Here is a 16,823-nt window from a genome sequence, read left to right on the forward strand (position 1 = left end):
ATGAGCAGCTACCGCGACCGCGCCGACGCCGGCCGGCGACTCGCCGAACGGCTCACCGCGCTGGCCGGTCAGCCCGACGTCGTCGTGCTGGGCCTGGTACGCGGCGGGGTGCCCGTGGCCCGGGTCGTCGCCGACCGGCTCGGCGTACCGCTCGACGTGCTGGTGGTCCGCAAGCTCGGTCTGCCCCGGGCACCCGAGGTGGCCTTCGGCGCGCTCGGCCCCGGCGGCGTCCGGGTCCTCAACGACCAGGTCGCCGCCCCGCTCGACCCGGCCGACCGCGCCGAGGTGCAACGCCGTGAACAGACCGAACTCGACCGCCGGGAGGCCCGTTACCGGCACGGTCGACCCCCGCTCGACCTGACCGGACGTACCGCCCTGATCGTCGACGACGGGCTGGCCACCGGTGCGACCGCCCGCGCCGCCGTGCAGGTCGCCCGGCGGCTCGGCGCCCGACGGGTCGTCGTCGCGGTGCCGGTCGGCGCGCAGCAGGCGTACGAGATGCTCGCCGCCGAAGCCGACGAGGTGGTCTGCCCGCAGCACCCGGTCGACTTCACCGCGGTCAGCGCCTACTACGACGACTTCCACGAGGTCGACGACGACGAGGTGACCTCGGCGCTGATCGCCACCGCCTGAATGCTGCGCCGACCGGGTACCGTCGAACGATGCAGCTCACCTGTCCCAAGTGTCGCGGAGATATGCGCCAGTACGAGCGCAGCGGAGTCGTCATCGACCAGTGCGGCGAGTGCCGGGGAATCTTCCTGGACCGCGGCGAACTCGAAAAGCTGTTCGAGGCCGAGGCGAACTGGAACCGGCAGCGCAGTGCGGCCGCACCCGGTCAGCCCGGAGCCGTCCCCGGTCAGCAGCACGTCCAGGTGCCGGGCGGGTATCCACCCCCGCCCCCGCCGCCGCCCGCCCCGAGCCACCAGCCGGGCTACGGTGCCGTGCCGCCGCCCCCGCCCCCGCCGGGTTACCCGCCGCAGCCCGCGTACGGCGGCCACGGTGGCTACGGCCACCCGCAGCACCACGGCTACCACGGCCACTACAAGCGCAAGAAGCACAAGGGTTTCCTCGACGAGATGTTCGGCTGACCGGTTCCGTCGACGGCCGGGCCGGGCCCTCCCGCGCCCGGCCCGGTCCCGCCGCCGCCCGCCCGGGGTTCCGGCCGGCGGGTTCCGGGTCCGGATGCCGGGCCGCGCCGGGCGTGCGACGCTGCACGGCATGACGTTCGTCCGGCAGCACACCGCGTTGGCGCAGGCCTACGACGGCATCACCCGGGTGGTCGCCGACCTCGACGACGACGCCCTGCAACGCCCCACCCGGTGTCGCGGCTGGGTCGTCGCCGACCTGCTCTTCCACCTGCTCGGCGACGCCCAGCGGGCGCTGGTCACCCTGGCCGGCCCCGCCGACGGCCCGGCCGACACCGACGACGTCAGCTACTGGCGGTCGTTCCCGGCGGGTGGCGATCCCGACGCCGCGGCCCGGCACGCGTGGTGGGTCCGCCGCTCGGCCGCCGCCTTCGACCGGCCCACCGGCGTGGTCCGGATCTGGGCCGACACCGCCCCAGCCGCCGTACGCGCGGCGGGGGCCGCCGACCCGCAGGGCCACGTCACCACCCAGGGGCACGTGCTGCGGGTGCCCGACTTCCTGGCCACGCTGACCACCGAGGCCGTCGTGCACCACCTCGATCTGGTGCACGACCTGCCCGCCGCGCCGCCGCCCGGTCCGCTGGCCGTCGCGGTCGCGGTCGCCACGATGGACGGCCTGCTCAGCGACGACACCGTCCGGCCCGCCGACTGGGACGACCTGACGTACCTGGGCAGGGCCACCGGTCGGGAGCCGCTGACCGACCGGGACCGGGTGGCGCTGGGCGAGGCCGCCGGCTGGTTCCCGCTGCTCGGCTGACCTCGGCGCGCACGGAATTAACGCGCTATCGCTGCCGGACGATCATCCGTGCGGCAATTTCCGCCTTCCGCGCCAGCGCCGGTTCGGCGTTAAGGTAGAGCAGGGAGGCTATCCTCTCAGCCGGCCCGCAGGTGGTTCCGACAGCGCAGATGCTCTTGTGTGGACGCACCGACAGACCCCTGATGCCGTTCCTTTCGAGGAAAGCAACGAATGCGGTCATGACATGCCGCCTTCCGACCACCTTGAACTGAGCGAAAGTCCGACCACTCGGGGCTGCCCTTTTGTAGATCCCCAGCGAGCCGTCACCATCGACGACACCACGCCAGAAGTCGCGCGAGACAACCAACCGCTCGTCGATGGAATCACCGTACCTACCCAATTCAATGAGCCGGTCCGCCAAGCTCCGCGACCGCACGGAGAACTGGCACGAACCTTGGGTCGGATTTGTTTGGGAGATGCTGTTACCACAGCCCAGGTAATCCCGCAGCGCGACCAACTGCCCTCGGTCTCGCTCAGCCAGTCCTATCGATATCTGCGGTATGTGACCTGGCCGGTAGCTGACGCATCCGTCAGCGAACAGAAATCCGATCCAGTAGCAAGCATCAGGCGTCAGGCTGTCGAAGGCCTCGTGCCGCAGGCCCTGTGAGACTGAGGGAATCTTGATTCCTCGACGGGAGATCAGGCCGCGGACAGCCGGAACCGTGACACTGAAATCGGTGGCGATCTGTCCGAGATCCACTCCGTCGAGAAATCGGTTTATCACTTCCTCCCGCTGCGCGTCCGTCAGCTTCCCAGTTCGACGTGCAGGTACGCCACAACGACGGAGCATCCCCCGGATCGCCTGCCTTGTCACCCCATGACGTACGGCGATACTCGTGATGCTCTCCCCGCTCTCCGCACGCGCGACCACGTCTCGTCGTCGCTCCGCCGCGAGTTGCGTCCCGACATCGGTCACCCGATGGCCATATCGACGAATCGAGAGAGATGGAGCTGCGCCGCGACCGTTATGCTGTCGGTCGGACCATTTCTGTGCTTGGCAATTATGAAGTCCGCCTCCCCGGCGCGCGGCGACTCCTTGTCGTAGTAGTCGTCGCGGTGCAACAGGATGACGACGTCAGCATCTTGCTCGATCGAGCCAGATTCGCGCAAATCGGACAATTGGGGTCGCTTGTCGGTGCGTTGCTCCGGGCCACGGTTGAGCTGGCTCACCGCGATCACCGGGCACTCGACCTCCTTGGCCAGCAGCTTCAGGCCACGGGACAGGTCCGCGACCTCCTGCTGACGGCTCTCGGTGCGCTTCGGTGAGGTCATCAGCTGGAGGTAGTCGACGACGATCATCTTGAGGTCGTGCTTCTGCTTGAGCCGCCGCGCCTTCGCCCGGATCTCCATCAGGTTCATGCTCGGGGTGTCGTCCACGAACAGCGGCGCCTCGCTGATCTCACCCATGCAGCGGGCCAGCTTGGTCCAGTCGTCGTCGGAGAGCTGCCCGCTGCGCAGCACGTGCAGCGGAACCCGCGCCTCGGCCGAGAGGAGCCGCATGACGATCTCGACCTTGCTCATTTCCAGCGAGAAGATGGCGGCGGCCTGGTTGGCCCGGATCGCCGCGTTGCGGGCGAAGTCCATGCTGGCCGTGCTGTTGTGGGTGGGGATCATCGACCGGCCGGCCAGGTAGAGGTGGTCCGGGTTGTCGACGGTCACGCACCGCACCGGCACGCTCGCCACCGGCCGGACGTCCACCACGTACCGGACGCCCGGGTCGGTGCGCGGGCGGACGGCCTCGGCGGACGCCCTGGGTTCCCGGCGGAAGACGGCGTCCGGGGTGGCGAAGGCGACCGTGTACGTCGTCCCGGTCCGACCCTGCGCCGGCCGCTCGGTCAGCGTGCACCGGTAGCCGAGACCCACCACGAGTTCGCGCACGTCGCCGGCCAGCCGCCGCGAGGTCGAGGTGTACCGGTGCTCGCCGGTCGGGGTGAGGGTGCCGGCGGTGTCCATCAGCCCGGCGAGCAGCGCCCGACGTTGCGCCTCGGAGCCGCGCAGGTAGTCGCGGGGGATGTGCTTGTCCGCGAGGACACCGATCTCCCGCAGCGTCGCCAGGAAGGACCCGGCCAGGTGCCCCGGGTCGGCCCGGCCGTCGCCGAGCCAGCCACCCAGGCCGTACGGGGGGATGGGCACCGCCCGCTCGGGCAGTTGCAGGGGGGCGCAGGTGGCGACGGCGTGCCGGGGTCGTCCCCCGGGCCCGGTACGCAGCGTCGCCGCGATCTGCTCCGTGGTGCGCACAGCCTCGCCGTCGCCGGCCTCGGCAGCGCCCTGAGCTGCGCCTACCGGTGCACGGGTGCGCGTCCGGGTGGTGGTCCGCCACAGGTGCTCGGCGTCGGCGACGATCACGCTGCCGTCGGAGAACTCGACCTCGTAGCAGGGTCGCCCGTGCCGCACGGCGAAGGCGGCGGTGACCGTGGTCGGTGTGCCGTCCGCGGCGAGCAGCCGGTCACCGACCGCGACCTCACCCATGGTGGTCCAGCCGTCGGGGGTGGGCAGCGGCGTGTCGAGCGCCAGCGCCTTACCGAGACCGGGACGGCCGGCCACGATGATGAGCTGACCCGGGTGCAGGCCGTTGAGCAGCCGGTCCAGGTCGGTGAAGCCGGTCGGCACCCCGGTCATCACGCCGCCCTGCGCGCCGACCGCCTCGATCTCGTCCAGGGTGGGCTGGAGCATGTCGGCGAGCACCGCGAAGTCCTCGCTGACCCGCCGTTCGGTGATCTCGTAGACCGCCTGCTGGGCCAGGTCGACGACGTCGTCGACGTCCCGGCTGCCACCGGCGGCGGTGCCGTAGCCGAGCTGCACGATCCGGGTGCCCGCCTCGACCAGGCGGCGCAGCACGGCGCGTTCGCCGACGATCCGGGCGTAGTAGGAGGCGTTCGCCGCGGTCGGCACGGCCGCCATGCAGGTGTGCAGGTAGGGGGCACCGCCGACGCGGGCGAGGTCGCCGGAGTCGGCGAGGGCCGCCGCGACGGTGATGCCGTCGGCCGGCTCACCGCGACCGTAGATGTCGAGGATCGCGTCGAAGATGGTGGCGTGGACGGGCCGGTAGAAGTCGGTGGACTTGAGGATCTCGACGACGTCGGCGATCGCGTCCTTGGAGAGCAGCATGCCGCCGAGGACGCACTGCTCGGCGGCGACGTCCTGTGGTGGGGTCTTGTCGAACTGGCCGTCGCGGGGCGGCGGGGCGGACGACTGCCCCGCGACCCGGGGCTCCGCCCGCATGTCGTCGGTGATCGACACGGTTCCCCCTCCACAGCGTCGCGGTTGCCCCGGCGGTACGCCGGCGGTGACACCGTCCGGTCAGGTCGATCGGGGGGCCATCGCGCGACCGGTCGGTGCCCCACGATACGGACCCCGAGGTCAGACCCTCAACCGGCGCGGTGGACGAGCCTCGGGACAACCTGTGGACGCGCGTGGACAACCATGTGCGCAGCGTGTGCACAGCCTGTGGAAAACTGTGGGGGAATTCTGAGCCCCAGCGCTGTGAGCTGCTAGTTCACTATCCACACCCTGTGGACGAATATTTTCCGGTAAGGCTCTTGGGTCGGTCTTCCCGTACTATCTCTGCGAAACGGCTACACCTGGACAGCGGATTGCACTTTCGGTTGAGAAGGGTCACGCTCCGGCCGTGAGTTACCGGGACTGGGAGCGCGGGGAGGGCAGCCCGCGCGCGCGTCAGCCGATCGCCCCGTGGGACGACCTCGGCGACCCGGTTCCGTCGGATTCATACTCCTCGACGGACCGCTACCGTACGCCGAGTCGGCGTCGGGCGGTCGAGCGTGGCCAGCAGGAACCTGTCGACGCCTACCTGCCGCGCTGGGCGGTCGAGTCGGGCATCGCGCACGCCGACGGCCGGGGCCGGCACGCCGCCCCGGACGACGACGAGGACGACACCCGCCGGGCCACCGGGGTGGGCCGGCGGGCGGCCCGGCGGCGGCGGGAGAGCGAACGCCGGGAGGCACGGGCGATCGGCGCGGGCCCCGGGTCCGACGACCACACCCGGGAGTGGACCTTCGACCGTCCCCAGCAGGAGCAGGGGTACGTCGGGAGCCGGCGGGCGGACGCCGACGAGGGTGAGCCGGTTTCCGGGGCGGCCCCGACGGCCCGTCCGCGCCGGGCGTCGTCCCGCCGTCCGGAGGTGATCTGGTCCGGCGGTGACGATTCCGACCTGCCCGTGGAGGCCGTGCCCGAGCAGCCGCCCCGCCGTCGGCGACGCAACACCGACGAGTCGTGGGCCCGGCCCCTGACCGACCCGGCGAGCCGCCCGGCGGCCGACCCGTGGAGCCGGTCGGCCGAGCCGGAACCGGAGTACCGCCCGGCGGTGGACCCGTGGGACGCCTCCGGCGTGCACGGCTGGCAGAGTCCCGCCACCGACGACCGGTGGGACCGCCTCGGCGGGTCGTCGCGGTGGGGGCAGAGCGACAGCACCGGCCAGTGGGACCGGTTCACCGACACCGCCCAGTGGGACCGGACGGACGTCGGCCGGTGGGGTCCGGTGACCACGGACCGTGACGGGTGGGACGGCCGGGACCCGGGCCGGGTCGACCGCCCGGGCCGCGACGACGTCGGCCCGTGGGACCGGGGTGGGATCGACCAGCGGGACGCGGGCGACGTGGACCGGTGGGAGCGGTCGGTGCCGCCCCGGTCGTCGCAGCCGGTCACCGGTGAGGGTTGGCCGTGGGGTGAGCAGCCGGAGGGTTTCTGGTCGGGTACCCGCCTGGCGGGCGACGATCCCCGCTGGATGGACCCGCCGACCTCGGCGCCCCGGTCGCCGGTGGTGGGTTACACCGCGCCGCGCCCCCGGGCGGCCCCTCGCCGTCGGGCCGAGCCGGTGTCCGGGCGGGCGGCGGCACCGTCCTCGCTGCGGGAGCGGATCGGCTCGGTGGGTGCCGGCTCGTGGAACCGTCGCCTGGAGGACGATCTGCTCGACCCGGACCCGGGTGGTCCGCTGCGTCCGTTGGTCTACACCGCAGCCTGTTACCTGGTGCCGGCGGTGTTGGTGTTCCTGTGGCTGTTGACCCTGGACGGTCAGCCGCCGGCCGGTTGTGTCACCGACATCAGCGGTGGCGGGTGCGAGCCGCCCCGGGCGCACGCGCTGGGTTCGCTGGTCGCGGGTGGTCCCCGGTTCGGCCTGTCGTTGCTGAGCAGTCTGGTGGTGGCGGTGCTGTTGCGCCGGGTCGGGACGACCTGGCGGCCGGCGACGGTGGCGCTGGCGGCGGCGGTGGTCGGTGGTGGCCTGTCCACCGTGATGATCAGCGCGATCACCGGTCAGCCGATCGGCTGACCGGCGTACGACAGCCGGCCCGGCCGGTGTGCGACGTCCTCGTGGGAAGTGCGTAGTGGCCCGCACCGGAGCCGGTGCGGGCCACTACGGATGTTGCCTGGTGCTTGAGGTCAGCCCTGGACGACGTTGAGGTCGAACGTGGCGGACACCTCGGGGTGCAGCTTGATCTTCACCGGGTAGGAGCCGGTCGACTTGATGTGACCGGGCATCTCCAGCCGACGACGGTCGAGGACCGGGCCACCGGCCGCCTTGACGGCGTCGATGACCTCGGCCGGGGTGACCGAGCCGAAGAGCCGACCGCCGTCACCGGCGCGGACCTTCAGGCTGACCTTGAGACCTTCGAGCTGGCCCTTGACCTCGTTGGCGTGGCCGAGGTCGCGGATCTCCCGGGCCGAGCGGGCCCGCTTGATGACCGTGACCTGCTTCTCCGCACCCTTGGTCCAGCTGATCGCGAAGCCCTGCGGCAGCAGGTAGTTACGGCCGTAGCCGTTCTTGACCTCGACGATGTCGCCGGGGGCACCGAGACCGGAAACTTCCTGGGTCAGGATGATCTTCATGTCGGTGCCTCCTCTCAGCGGGCCGTGGCGGTGTACGGCAGAAGCGCCATCTCGCGGGCGTTCTTGACCGCACGGGCGATCTGCCGCTGCTGCTGGGAGGTGACCCCGGTCACCCGCCGAGCGCGGATCTTGCCGCGGTCGGAGATGAACTTGCGCAGCAGCGCGGTGTCCTTGTAATCGATATAGGTGATCCCGTCCTTGTCGAGCGGGTTCACCTTCTTCTTCGGCTTGCGAAGTGCCGCAGCCTTGGCCATTGCACGTGCTCCTGGTTTGCGATCGCGGGCGCTCGGCGCCATTAGAACGGAGGCTCCTCGTCGAAGTTGCCGCCCGAACCACCGCGGGAGGAGGGGGCCGGAGCAGCAGACGCCCAGGGGTCGTCGAAGTTGCCTCCGCCGCCGCCCTGGTTGCCACCGCCACCGGAGCCGAAGCCACCACCGCCGCCACCGGAGCGCGACATCTTCTGCACCTTCGCCGTGGCGTAGCGCAGCGACGGGCCGATCTCGTCGACCTCAAGCTCGATGACGGTGCGCTTCTCGCCCTCGCGGGTCTCGTACGACCGCTGGCGCAGCCGTCCCGAGACGATCACGCGGGCGCCGCGCTGGAGCGACTCGGCGACGTGCTCCGCCGCCTGCCGCCACACGGTGCAGGCCAGGAAGAGCGGCTCGCCGTCCTTCCATTCGTTGGTGGTCCTGTCCATGAACCGGGGCGTCGAAGCGACCCGGAACTTGGCGACCGCCGCACCGGACGGGGTGAACCGCAACTCGGGGTCATCGGTCAGATTGCCGATGACCGTGATGGTGGTGTCTCCTGCCATGACCATCTCCTCGCGCACTCATCGTTGCGTCGTACAGGTTCTCAGAACCGTGCGACATCTCCGATGAGGCTGATCCGGGCGAACCGGGTTGAATGCTTAGCGCATCTCCGGCCGGATGACCTTGGTGCGCAGCACGGACTCGTTCAGCCGCAGCTGGCGGTCGAGTTCGGCCACCGCCTCCGGCGTCGCCTGAAGGTCGACGACGGCGTAGATGCCCTCGGCCTTCTTGTTGATCTCGTACGCGAGGCGCCGGCGGCCCCACACGTCGGTCTTCTCCACCGAGCCACCCGCGGTCCGGATCACGTTCAGGTACGTGTCGAGCGACGGGGCGACGGTGCGCTCCTCGAGACTGGGATCGAGGATCACCATGACTTCGTAGTGACGCAAGACGAGCTCACCTCCTGTGGGCTAGGCGGCCACGGTCCTTCCGTGGCAGGAGGTCGTGCGTCGTGCCCGCCCCACGCCGGGGGAACCCGGCCGGACGCGGACAACCGGACCAGGATACCCGGTCCCGACGATCACCCCCGGGCAGGTCGACCCGGGCGGTCGACGCAGGGGCGGGCGGAGACGACAGGGGCCCGCCGCGACACCCGAAGGCCGACGGCGGACCCCTGTCCACGGGGCCGCGGGGCGTCCCGTCCGCATTCCTTGGGTGGGACCTGGGGAGGAACGACCACACCGATGAGGTTGGATCGAGGACACCCCGCGGAGCTTCATCCTGTTGTTATCTGACGATACAACGGCGATCGTCACGTGATAGCCGAATTGAAACTATTCGTCCGGCTGTTCCACTCCCCTCAACGATCGCCGGCCCCGACCGGTGACGCCGCACGCCCCGCGCGGGGGCGGACGGGCGCGACTTGCCCACGACCGTCACCCCTCGCACGTCGGGGGCGGGACGTAGGCTCGCCTGCATGCGTATCGGAGCCCACGTCGACCAGGCCGACCCGTTGGCGGAGGCGGCCACCCGCGCCGCCGAGGCGGTGCAGTTCTTCCTCTCCGACCCGCAGGGCTGGAAGGCCCCGAAACCCCGGGAGGACGCCGACCGGCTGCGCGCCGCCGAGGTGGACATCTACGTCCACGCCCCGTACGTCATCAACGTGGCCACCCTCAACAACCGCATCCGCATCCCCAGCCGCAAGCTCCTGCTGGGCCACGCCACCGCGGCGGCGCAGCTCGACGCCCGGGGGCTGATCGTGCACGGCGGCCACGTCAACGCCGGTGACGACCTCGCCGTCGGCTTCGACAACTGGCGCAAGACCTTCGCGTACGCCGCCGACGCCGGTGGCTTCCCCGTCCCGGTCCTGATCGAGAACACCGCCGGTGGCGACAACGCCTGCGCCCGACGGCTCGACGCGCTGGCCCGGCTCTGGGACGCCCTCGGTGACTACGAGGTGGGCTTCTGTCTCGACACCTGCCACGCGTACGCCGGTGGCGAGGAACTGCTCGACCTGGTCGACCGGGTCAAGGCGATCACCGGCCGGATCGACCTGGTGCACGCGAACAACTCCAAGGGCGGGTTCAACTCCGGGCAGGACCGGCACGACAACCTCGACGGCGGCACCATCGACCCGGAGCTGCTGGTGGCGGTGATCCGGGCGGCCGACGCACCGGTCATCGTGGAGACCCCCGGCGGGGCGACGGGCCAGGGCGCGGACATCACCTTCCTCCGCGAGCAGCTCGGCACGGGGAACTGAACTCCGATGACCACCAACGCGACGGGCGGCAGCCAGCCCCCACGGCAGCCCGGCGGCACGGAAGCCACCCCCGGGGGTGGGGCCGGGTCGCCGCAGGACCGGACGGCGTCCGACGCGCGGGACAGCTCGAAGCCGGGCAGGACCGACCCGCCCCCGCCCGCCGGACCCGACCCGAAACCCGCCGGGACCGGCGCGGAACCCGCCGGATCGGGCGCGGGGCCCGGCGGAGCCGGCGCGGCGCCCGCCAAGGGTGGTCAGGTATCCGCCGAGAGCCGGGCCGGGGGCGGGAAGGCCGGGGCTGAGGCTGAGGCTGGGCCGGCCGGGGCGGAAGCCCAGCCGGCGGGGACGACTGTGGAAAAGGCCGCGGCGACCGTGGTAGCGGCCGACCAGGCCGGCACGACGCCTGACCGGACCGGCAAGCGCCGGACCTGGAAGGACACGTTCCGCAGAAGCAGGGCCGAAAAGGACGAGGCCGGGAAGGACGAGGCCGGGAAGGACGAGGCCGGGAAGGACGAGGCCGGGAAGGGCCGGGGCGACGAGCCGGCCGGGGGCGGAGCGGAGCAGCCGGAGCCGGCCGCCGAGGCAGATCCGTGGACCTCGTTCGCGCCCGCGCCGGAGCCGGTGCCCGGCCGCCCCGGGCGGGCCGTCCGCGCCACCGGCCGGTTCCTGGTGCACGAGTGGACGCTCGCCGCCCTCGCCTCGCTCGCCCTCGCCGTGGGGCTGACCTGGCCGACCCTGCGCTACCCGCGCTACACGCTCCCCCAGGACTACTGGGACCCGAGCCTCCAGGCGTGGCAGATGGCCTGGTCCGGGCACGCCCTGCGGACCAATCCGGGGCAGCTGTTCCAGTCCAACACGTTCTTCCCGGAACCGTGGAGCTTCGCATTCTCCGACATGCTGCTCGGGTACGCCCCGGCCGGCCTGCTCGGCACCGGCCCGGACGCCGCCGTGCTCCGCTACAACATCATGTTCGTGCTGGCCCACGCGATGGCCACCTTCGGGGCGTACGTGCTGGCCCGGCAGTTGGGTGCGGGCCGGATCGGTTCGGCGGTCGCCGGGGTCAGCTACACGTACGCGCCGTGGCTGCTCGCCCAGGCGGGGCACCTGCACATCGTCTCCAACGGCGGTATCCCGCTGGCGCTGGCCATGCTGGCCCGGGGCCACGGCTGGTCACTGCGGCACGGCTACCGCCCCGAACGCCGCCGGGTCGGCTGGGCGTACGCCGGGTGGGTGGTGGCCGCCTGGCAGCTCAGCCTGGGCTTCGGCATCGGCCTGGTCTTCGCGTACGTCCTCGCGCTGACCCTGCTGGTCTCGGCGGCGGTGTGGTTCTGGCGGCGGCGACGCGTGCGGCGGCCCTTCGGTCGTCGGTTGTTCGTCGCCGACCTGGTCGGCGGGCTGCTCTTCGCCGCGGTAGGCTCACTGCTGGCGGTGCCGTACTTCAAGGTCGCCGAGCTGCATCCGAACGCGGAACGCACGCTCGGCGACATCGGCGTCTACTCGCCACCGGCCAGCGGTTTCTTCACCGCGCCCGCCGAGTCGTGGATCTGGGGCGGGCTGCACGAGGGGGCGCGGGCCGCGCTGCCCTGGCACCCGGAGATGACCCTCCTGCCGGGCTTCGTGCTGTACGCGCTGGCGGCCGGTGGGCTCTTCTTCTCGGTGTGGCGGCTGCGGCACCGGCTGCTGATGCTCGCCGGGGTGATCGTCACCATGGTGCTCGCGATGGGGACCCGGTTCTTCGACGGCACCTTCACCTACGCCCCGCTGTTCGAGCACCTGCCCGGGTTCAACGGGCTGCGTACGCCGGGGCGGATGATGCTCTGGACGACGCTGCTGCTCGGCCTGCTCGCGGCCGGTGCGGTGAGCGCCTTCGCCCGGCGGGTACGCGAGATCAGCGCCGACCGGGTGCCCGCCCGGCCGTCGCCGTGGCTGCGGGCGGTCACCCTGCTGCCGCTGCTGCTGGTGCTGGTGGAGGGGCTGAACAACACGCCGCACCCGGTGGTGCCCGAGCAGCCGGTGGCCATGCGCACGGTGGACGGTCCGCTGCTGGTGCTGCCCAGCGGCCAGAACCAGGACCAGCCGGTGATGCTCTGGTCGACCACCCGCTTCCAGCAGGTGGTCAACGGGGGCAGCGGCTTCACCCCGAAGCAGCTCGACGACGTACGCCGGGTGTCGGCGGCCTTCCCCGACCAGACCAGCGTCGACTACCTGCGTACCCTCGGCGTCCGCAACGTGGTGGTGCTGCGGGACCAGATCGTCGGTACGCCGTGGGAGGTGACCGTGGACGCGCCGGTCGAGCAGTTGGGCATCACCCGTCAGCAGGTCGGCAACGCCGTGGTGTTCCGTCTCTGAGGTCGGGGTTGCGGCGGGGGTTGAGTGGTTTCAGGCGGGGGTGGGGGCTGGTTCCGGTTCGGGGGGGGGGGCCTTGCGGCGGAGTTTGGACAGCCAGGGGGCGTCGGGGGCGCCGTCGAGCACGCCGCCGTCCGGGTCGTCGAGGTAGGTCTGGCGGACCGCGTCCCGCTCCGGGTGCAGGATGTCCTTGACGATCAGGACGCAGAGCACCACCACCGTGCCGAGCCGCAGCGACGAGGCCAGCACGAAGACCCCCTCGGGGAAGACCGGTCGGCTGGTGGCCGAGCCGAGCAGTTCGCCGTAGAAGGCGACGAAGTAGCACACCTCGGCGAACTGCCAGGCGAGGAAGGCACCCCAGCGGGGACGGGCGAGCACCGCCAGCGGCAGCAGCCAGAGCACGAACTGCTGCGACCAGACCTTGCTGAAGATCAGGAAGGCGGCCACCACCAGGAACGCGAGCTGGGCCAGCCGGGGCCGTCGGGGTGCCCGCAGGGCCAGTACGGCCACGCCGATGCAGGCCAGCCCGAACAGGGCGTACGACAGGTTGTTGAGGGTCGGGATGTTGGCGTTCAGCCACTGGAACGGGCCCTGGTCGCCGGGGCCGCCGGTGTTCACCTTGCCGTCGAGGTACCGCCCGATGTACCAGAGCGTGCCCCAGTCGATGGGCCGGGTGGTGTTCAGCTCGAAGAACCGTCCCCAGTTGTCGGGGTAGCGGATCGCCGCCGGCAGGTTCACCGCGACCAGCGCGACCAGGCCGGTGGCGACGGCGGTGAGCGCGGCCCGTAGCCGACCGGCGCGCAGGCCGAGGATCAGGATCGGGCCGAGCAGGAACAGCGGCCACATCTTCGCCGCGCCGCCGAGGCCGAGCAGGATGCCGGCCAGGGCGGGTTGTCGTTTCGCCCAGGCGGCCAGCCCGAAGGCGGCCAGCCCGATGGCGAGGAAGTCCCAGTTGACGGTGGCGGTGAGGAACAGCGCCGGGGCCAGGGCGAACAGTGCCCCGTCCCACGGTCGTCGGCGGCGCAGCGCGAGGATCACCCCGACGGTGGCGACGGCGAGCGCGCCGAGGGTCAACGCGTTGGCGTTGTAGAACCAGCGTCCCTGGTTGATCGTCGGGTCGTCGACGCCGAGCGAGTGCACCGGCAGGCCGAGCGCGCCCATCATGTAACCGGTGAGCACCGGGTACTCGACCGGGTGGTCCCGGTAGGGGACCTTGCCCTCGTGCAGGCCCTCGGCGTAGTAGAGGGCCAGCACGTCGGTGTAGCACATCCGGGTGTACTGGATGTTGTTCTGCCAGGCGCCGTTCTGGCAGGGCGCCTTCTGCACCCAGTGCAGGGCCAGGGTCAGGCACGCCAGGGCCAGCACGATCCGGGCGGCCGTCCAGAACCGGCTCTCCCGGCCGGCGGGCCGGTCGAGGGCGACGGCGTGGTCGCCGAGCGGTCCGCCGATCGCCTCGGAGGCGCCTCGGACGAAGCCGTCCGATCGGGACGGGTGGTCGCTGCTCCCGGCGTCGTCGATGCCGGCCGTCGGCTGGGTGCTCATGAGAATGCATCCTGCCCTATGAATGGCTCCTGGACGAGCAGCATGTTGCGGTGCGGACTCCGTTCGCCCGACGCGGACCATCCCACCCGCGACATGCCGCTGCCGGCGACCGCAGGTCTGCGGGTCGCCGGCAGCGGCATAGACGCTCGTCGGTACGGGGTCGGCTCAGTCCCGGGCGCGTGGGGTCGGCAGCAGGCCGCCGCCGTTCCCGCCGTTCTGGCCGGGGAGGTTCTGGTTGGGCGGGGTCAGCGGATTGCCGCCCGGGTTGTTACCTCCCGGGTTGCCGCCCTGGTTACCTCCGGGGTTGCCCCCCTGGTTCCCACCCTGGTTGCCGCCTTGGTTCCCACCCTGGTTGCCACCGCCGAGGAGGCACTGCAGGTCGGTCGGTGCGCAGTTCTGGCCGTTCGGGTTCGGCGGCGGCGGCGGGGGCGGCGGCGGGGTGCCGTTGCCGGACTCCGGGTCGCCGACGTTCGCCGCCGGCGGGAAGTCCAGCTTGTCCTCGCCCTTGAGCGCGCCGTTCATGACCCGTTCCCAGATCTCGCCGGGCATGGTGGCACCGCTGATGTTGTCGCCGTTGTTCAGCTTGATCGCTTCCCGCTTGCCCTTGTTGCCCACCCAGACGGCGGTGGCGAGCTGCGGGGTGTACCCGACGGTCCAGGCGTCACCGTTCTGGGTGGTGCCCTCCTTGAGCTCCCAGGTACCGGTCTTGGCGGTCGACTTCCGGCCGTCGGCCAGGGTGTGGTTGATCCGGCCCGGGTATGCCTCCAACACGTCGGTCACGTCGGCGACCACGTCCGGGTTGATCCGCTTCTGCGGCTTGAGCTGCTCGCCGCCGAGCTTCTCCCACTTGCCGGTCTCCTTGTTCTGCTTCTCGGCGGAGATCAGGAAGTGGGCCTTGTTGTAGATGCCCTTGTTGGCGAAGGTGGCGATGCCGTTGGCGTGGTCGAGCACGGTGATCGGGTACTGACCGTAGGCGACCACGTGGTAGAAGGGGTCGGGCGCCAGGTCGGCGGCCTTCTCCTTGGTCAGGTCGTGCCCCTTGGGCGGGCTCACGTTGGTCTGCCACATCATGCTGACGCCGGCCTTGGCCGCCATGTCGACGATCTTGTCGGGGCCGATGTCCAGGCTGACGTGGTAGAACGGCACGTTCAACGACTTCAACGTCGACTCCCGTAGCGTGCAGGAGTCACCACAGCTGGGGTTGTCGGTACCGGCGTTGCTGACCCGGAACTTCACGCCCTCCGGGGTGAACGCCCGGCCCTTCCAGCGCGACTCGACGGACTTGCCGGCCTCCAGCGCCGCCGCCAGCGTGTAGATCTTGAAGCTGGAGCCGGGCGAGTGCCCACCGGTGACGTTGCCGTTGGTGTCGGTGTTGGTGCCGGCGTAGTCGGTGCCGGTGCCGTCGTCCCCGCCGTAGTAGCCGAGCACCCGGCCGTTGCGCGGGTCGATGGAGACCACGGCGGCCATCAGGTTCTTGCGGGCGCCGTCCAGCTCGGAGCCCTTGGTGCTGCGCTGGGCGGCGCTGGTAACGGCCTTCTGCACCTTGTTGTCGATGGTGGTCCTGATCCGGTAACCACCCTCGCGGAGCATCGCCGAACAGCGCGGCTTACGCTCGGTCACTTCCGCGTCGTTGTCGGTGCAGAGCTTCTTCTCCCGCATCTCCGCCGACACGTAGTTGATGACGTTGCCGATCGGGGTGTTGACCCCGAACTTGACGCCCGACCGGGATTCCTTGGGGGTCTGCAACGTCTTCGTCGGGTACTCCGTCGGATGCGCCGGCCGGCCGGGGGCGTCGACCCAGCGCATCTCGATCATGTTCTTGATGACGTAGTCCCAGCGGCTCTTGGCGTCGGTGGGGTTGATCGACGGGTCGAAGCCCTTGTGCGTGCTGCTCGGCTCCGGCTGCTTGATCAACGCAGCGAGCACGGCGGCTTCCGCCACGTCGACCTTCGAGACCGACTTGCCGAAGTACGTCTGCGCCGCCGCCTCGATGCCGTACGCGTTGCGACCGAAGTAGATGGTGTTGAGGTAGTGCTCCATGATCTGTTCCTTGGTGAACTGATCGTTGAGCTTGGAGGCGACGATCGCCTCCTTCACCTTCCGCGCGTACGAGTCGTCCTGGAGGTTCTCGTAGGCGTTGCGGGCGTACTGCTGGGTGATCGTCGAGGCACCCTGCTTGTCGCCGTTGGAGAGGTTGTTCCAGGCGGCGCGGGCGATGCCCTTGTAGTCGACACCGGCGTGCTCGTAGAAGTTCTTGTCCTCCGCCGCCGCCACCGCGTCCCGCATGTGCTGCGGGATCTGGTTGATCGAGACGAAGGTGCGGTTCTGCTCGCCGACCTTGGCGATGACCGTCTTGTTGTCGCTCGCGTAGATGGTCGTGGCGAGCGGCAGCTTGATCTGGTTCGGCAGCACCACGGTGGTGGAGTAGTAGGTGAACCCGACCACGCCGAGGCCGGCGAGCATGATGAAGACCGCGAAGCCGGCGATCAGCAGGTTGATCCGCTTGCGCCGCTTCGCCCGCGCCATCGCGTCCGGGTCACCCGGGCCGCGTCCGCGTCCGCCGCCACCGCCGTAGCCACGCCCCGGCCCGTTCGGGCCGTTCGGGCCACCCGGCCCGCCGCCGACCTGTGCGACGCCGGCCC

14 protein-coding genes are annotated in these 16,823 nt (G+C 71.0%); 6 read left to right on the forward strand and 8 right to left on the reverse strand.

Going from position 1 to position 16,823, the window contains the following annotated elements; translation table 11 throughout:
• The 3 genes from H1A17_RS15415 (at nucleotide 1) to H1A17_RS15425 (ending at nucleotide 1,902) form a co-directional block, all read left to right on the forward strand.
• Nucleotides 1-633 (forward strand): phosphoribosyltransferase, encoded by a 633-nt coding sequence (locus H1A17_RS15415; protein WP_194822170.1) that lies wholly within the window; start codon nucleotides 1-3, stop codon nucleotides 631-633.
• Between the two features lie 29 nt (nucleotides 634-662).
• Nucleotides 663-1,088: a zf-TFIIB domain-containing protein gene (locus H1A17_RS15420; protein ID WP_145922446.1), complete on the forward strand. Its 426-nt coding sequence runs from the start codon at nucleotides 663-665 to the stop codon at nucleotides 1,086-1,088.
• A gap of 130 nt (nucleotides 1,089-1,218) precedes the next feature.
• The gene (locus H1A17_RS15425) at nucleotides 1,219-1,902 is read left to right on the forward strand and encodes a maleylpyruvate isomerase N-terminal domain-containing protein (RefSeq protein WP_145922447.1); all 684 of its coding nucleotides are present in this window, start codon (nucleotides 1,219-1,221) and stop codon (nucleotides 1,900-1,902) included.
• Nucleotides 1,903-1,927: 25 nt separating this feature from the next.
• Here the strand turns inward: H1A17_RS15425 and H1A17_RS15430 are convergent, their stop codons facing one another.
• Both H1A17_RS15430 and dnaB read right to left on the reverse strand, forming a co-directional pair.
• On the reverse strand, nucleotides 1,928-2,641 hold the full coding sequence (locus H1A17_RS15430) for a hypothetical protein (RefSeq protein WP_145922448.1): 714 nt from the start codon (nucleotides 2,639-2,641) through the stop codon (nucleotides 1,928-1,930).
• A 212-nt stretch (nucleotides 2,642-2,853) separates the two neighbouring features.
• Nucleotides 2,854-5,181 (reverse strand): replicative DNA helicase, encoded by a 2,328-nt coding sequence (gene dnaB / locus H1A17_RS15435; protein WP_205789334.1) that lies wholly within the window; start codon nucleotides 5,179-5,181, stop codon nucleotides 2,854-2,856.
• A gap of 388 nt (nucleotides 5,182-5,569) precedes the next feature.
• Here dnaB and H1A17_RS15440 point away from each other — a divergent pair, with 388 nt between their 5' ends.
• Nucleotides 5,570-7,225, forward strand: a complete 1,656-nt coding sequence (locus tag H1A17_RS15440; RefSeq protein ID WP_194822165.1) for a hypothetical protein — start codon at nucleotides 5,570-5,572, stop codon at nucleotides 7,223-7,225.
• Between the two features lie 110 nt (nucleotides 7,226-7,335).
• On the opposite strand, the gene rplI is transcribed toward H1A17_RS15440, so the two are convergent.
• From rplI to rpsF, 4 genes are all read right to left on the reverse strand, one after another.
• Complete coding sequence (rplI, locus tag H1A17_RS15445; RefSeq protein ID WP_088643629.1) at nucleotides 7,336-7,782, reverse strand: 50S ribosomal protein L9; 447 nt, start codon at nucleotides 7,780-7,782, stop codon at nucleotides 7,336-7,338.
• A gap of 14 nt (nucleotides 7,783-7,796) precedes the next feature.
• Nucleotides 7,797-8,036 (reverse strand): 30S ribosomal protein S18, encoded by a 240-nt coding sequence (gene rpsR, locus H1A17_RS15450; RefSeq protein WP_007073789.1) that lies wholly within the window; start codon nucleotides 8,034-8,036, stop codon nucleotides 7,797-7,799.
• Nucleotides 8,037-8,077: 41 nt separating this feature from the next.
• Nucleotides 8,078-8,614 carry a single-stranded DNA-binding protein gene (locus H1A17_RS15455; protein ID WP_194822166.1) on the reverse strand — a complete coding sequence of 179 codons (537 nt, stop codon included), beginning with the start codon at nucleotides 8,612-8,614 and terminating at the stop codon, nucleotides 8,078-8,080.
• A 78-nt stretch (nucleotides 8,615-8,692) separates the two neighbouring features.
• A complete protein-coding gene (gene rpsF / locus H1A17_RS15460) occupies nucleotides 8,693-8,983 on the reverse strand; it encodes a 30S ribosomal protein S6 (RefSeq protein ID WP_088643630.1) in 291 nt (96 codons plus the stop codon).
• 527 nt (nucleotides 8,984-9,510) lie between these two features.
• Between rpsF and H1A17_RS15465 the strand changes: the two genes are divergently transcribed.
• Together H1A17_RS15465 and H1A17_RS15470 are read left to right on the forward strand one after the other, a co-directional pair.
• A complete protein-coding gene (locus H1A17_RS15465; RefSeq protein WP_145922450.1) occupies nucleotides 9,511-10,293 on the forward strand; it encodes a deoxyribonuclease IV in 783 nt (260 codons plus the stop codon).
• A 351-nt stretch (nucleotides 10,294-10,644) separates the two neighbouring features.
• Nucleotides 10,645-12,642, forward strand: coding sequence for a hypothetical protein (locus H1A17_RS15470; RefSeq protein WP_309236779.1), 1,998 nt, complete (start codon nucleotides 10,645-10,647; stop codon nucleotides 12,640-12,642).
• 30 nt (nucleotides 12,643-12,672) lie between these two features.
• Here H1A17_RS15470 and H1A17_RS15475 read toward each other — a convergent pair whose 3' ends face one another.
• Nucleotides 12,673-14,181, reverse strand: a complete 1,509-nt coding sequence (locus H1A17_RS15475; RefSeq protein ID WP_194822167.1) for a glycosyltransferase family 87 protein — start codon at nucleotides 14,179-14,181, stop codon at nucleotides 12,673-12,675.
• 165 nt (nucleotides 14,182-14,346) lie between these two features.
• On the reverse strand, nucleotides 14,347-16,823 hold a 2,477-nt coding region (locus tag H1A17_RS15480), incomplete at its 5' end, for a transglycosylase domain-containing protein (protein WP_228543601.1).

Source organism: Micromonospora sp. S-DT3-3-22, from assembly GCF_015354745.1.
GTDB lineage: Bacteria > Actinomycetota > Actinomycetes > Mycobacteriales > Micromonosporaceae > Micromonospora > Micromonospora wenchangensis.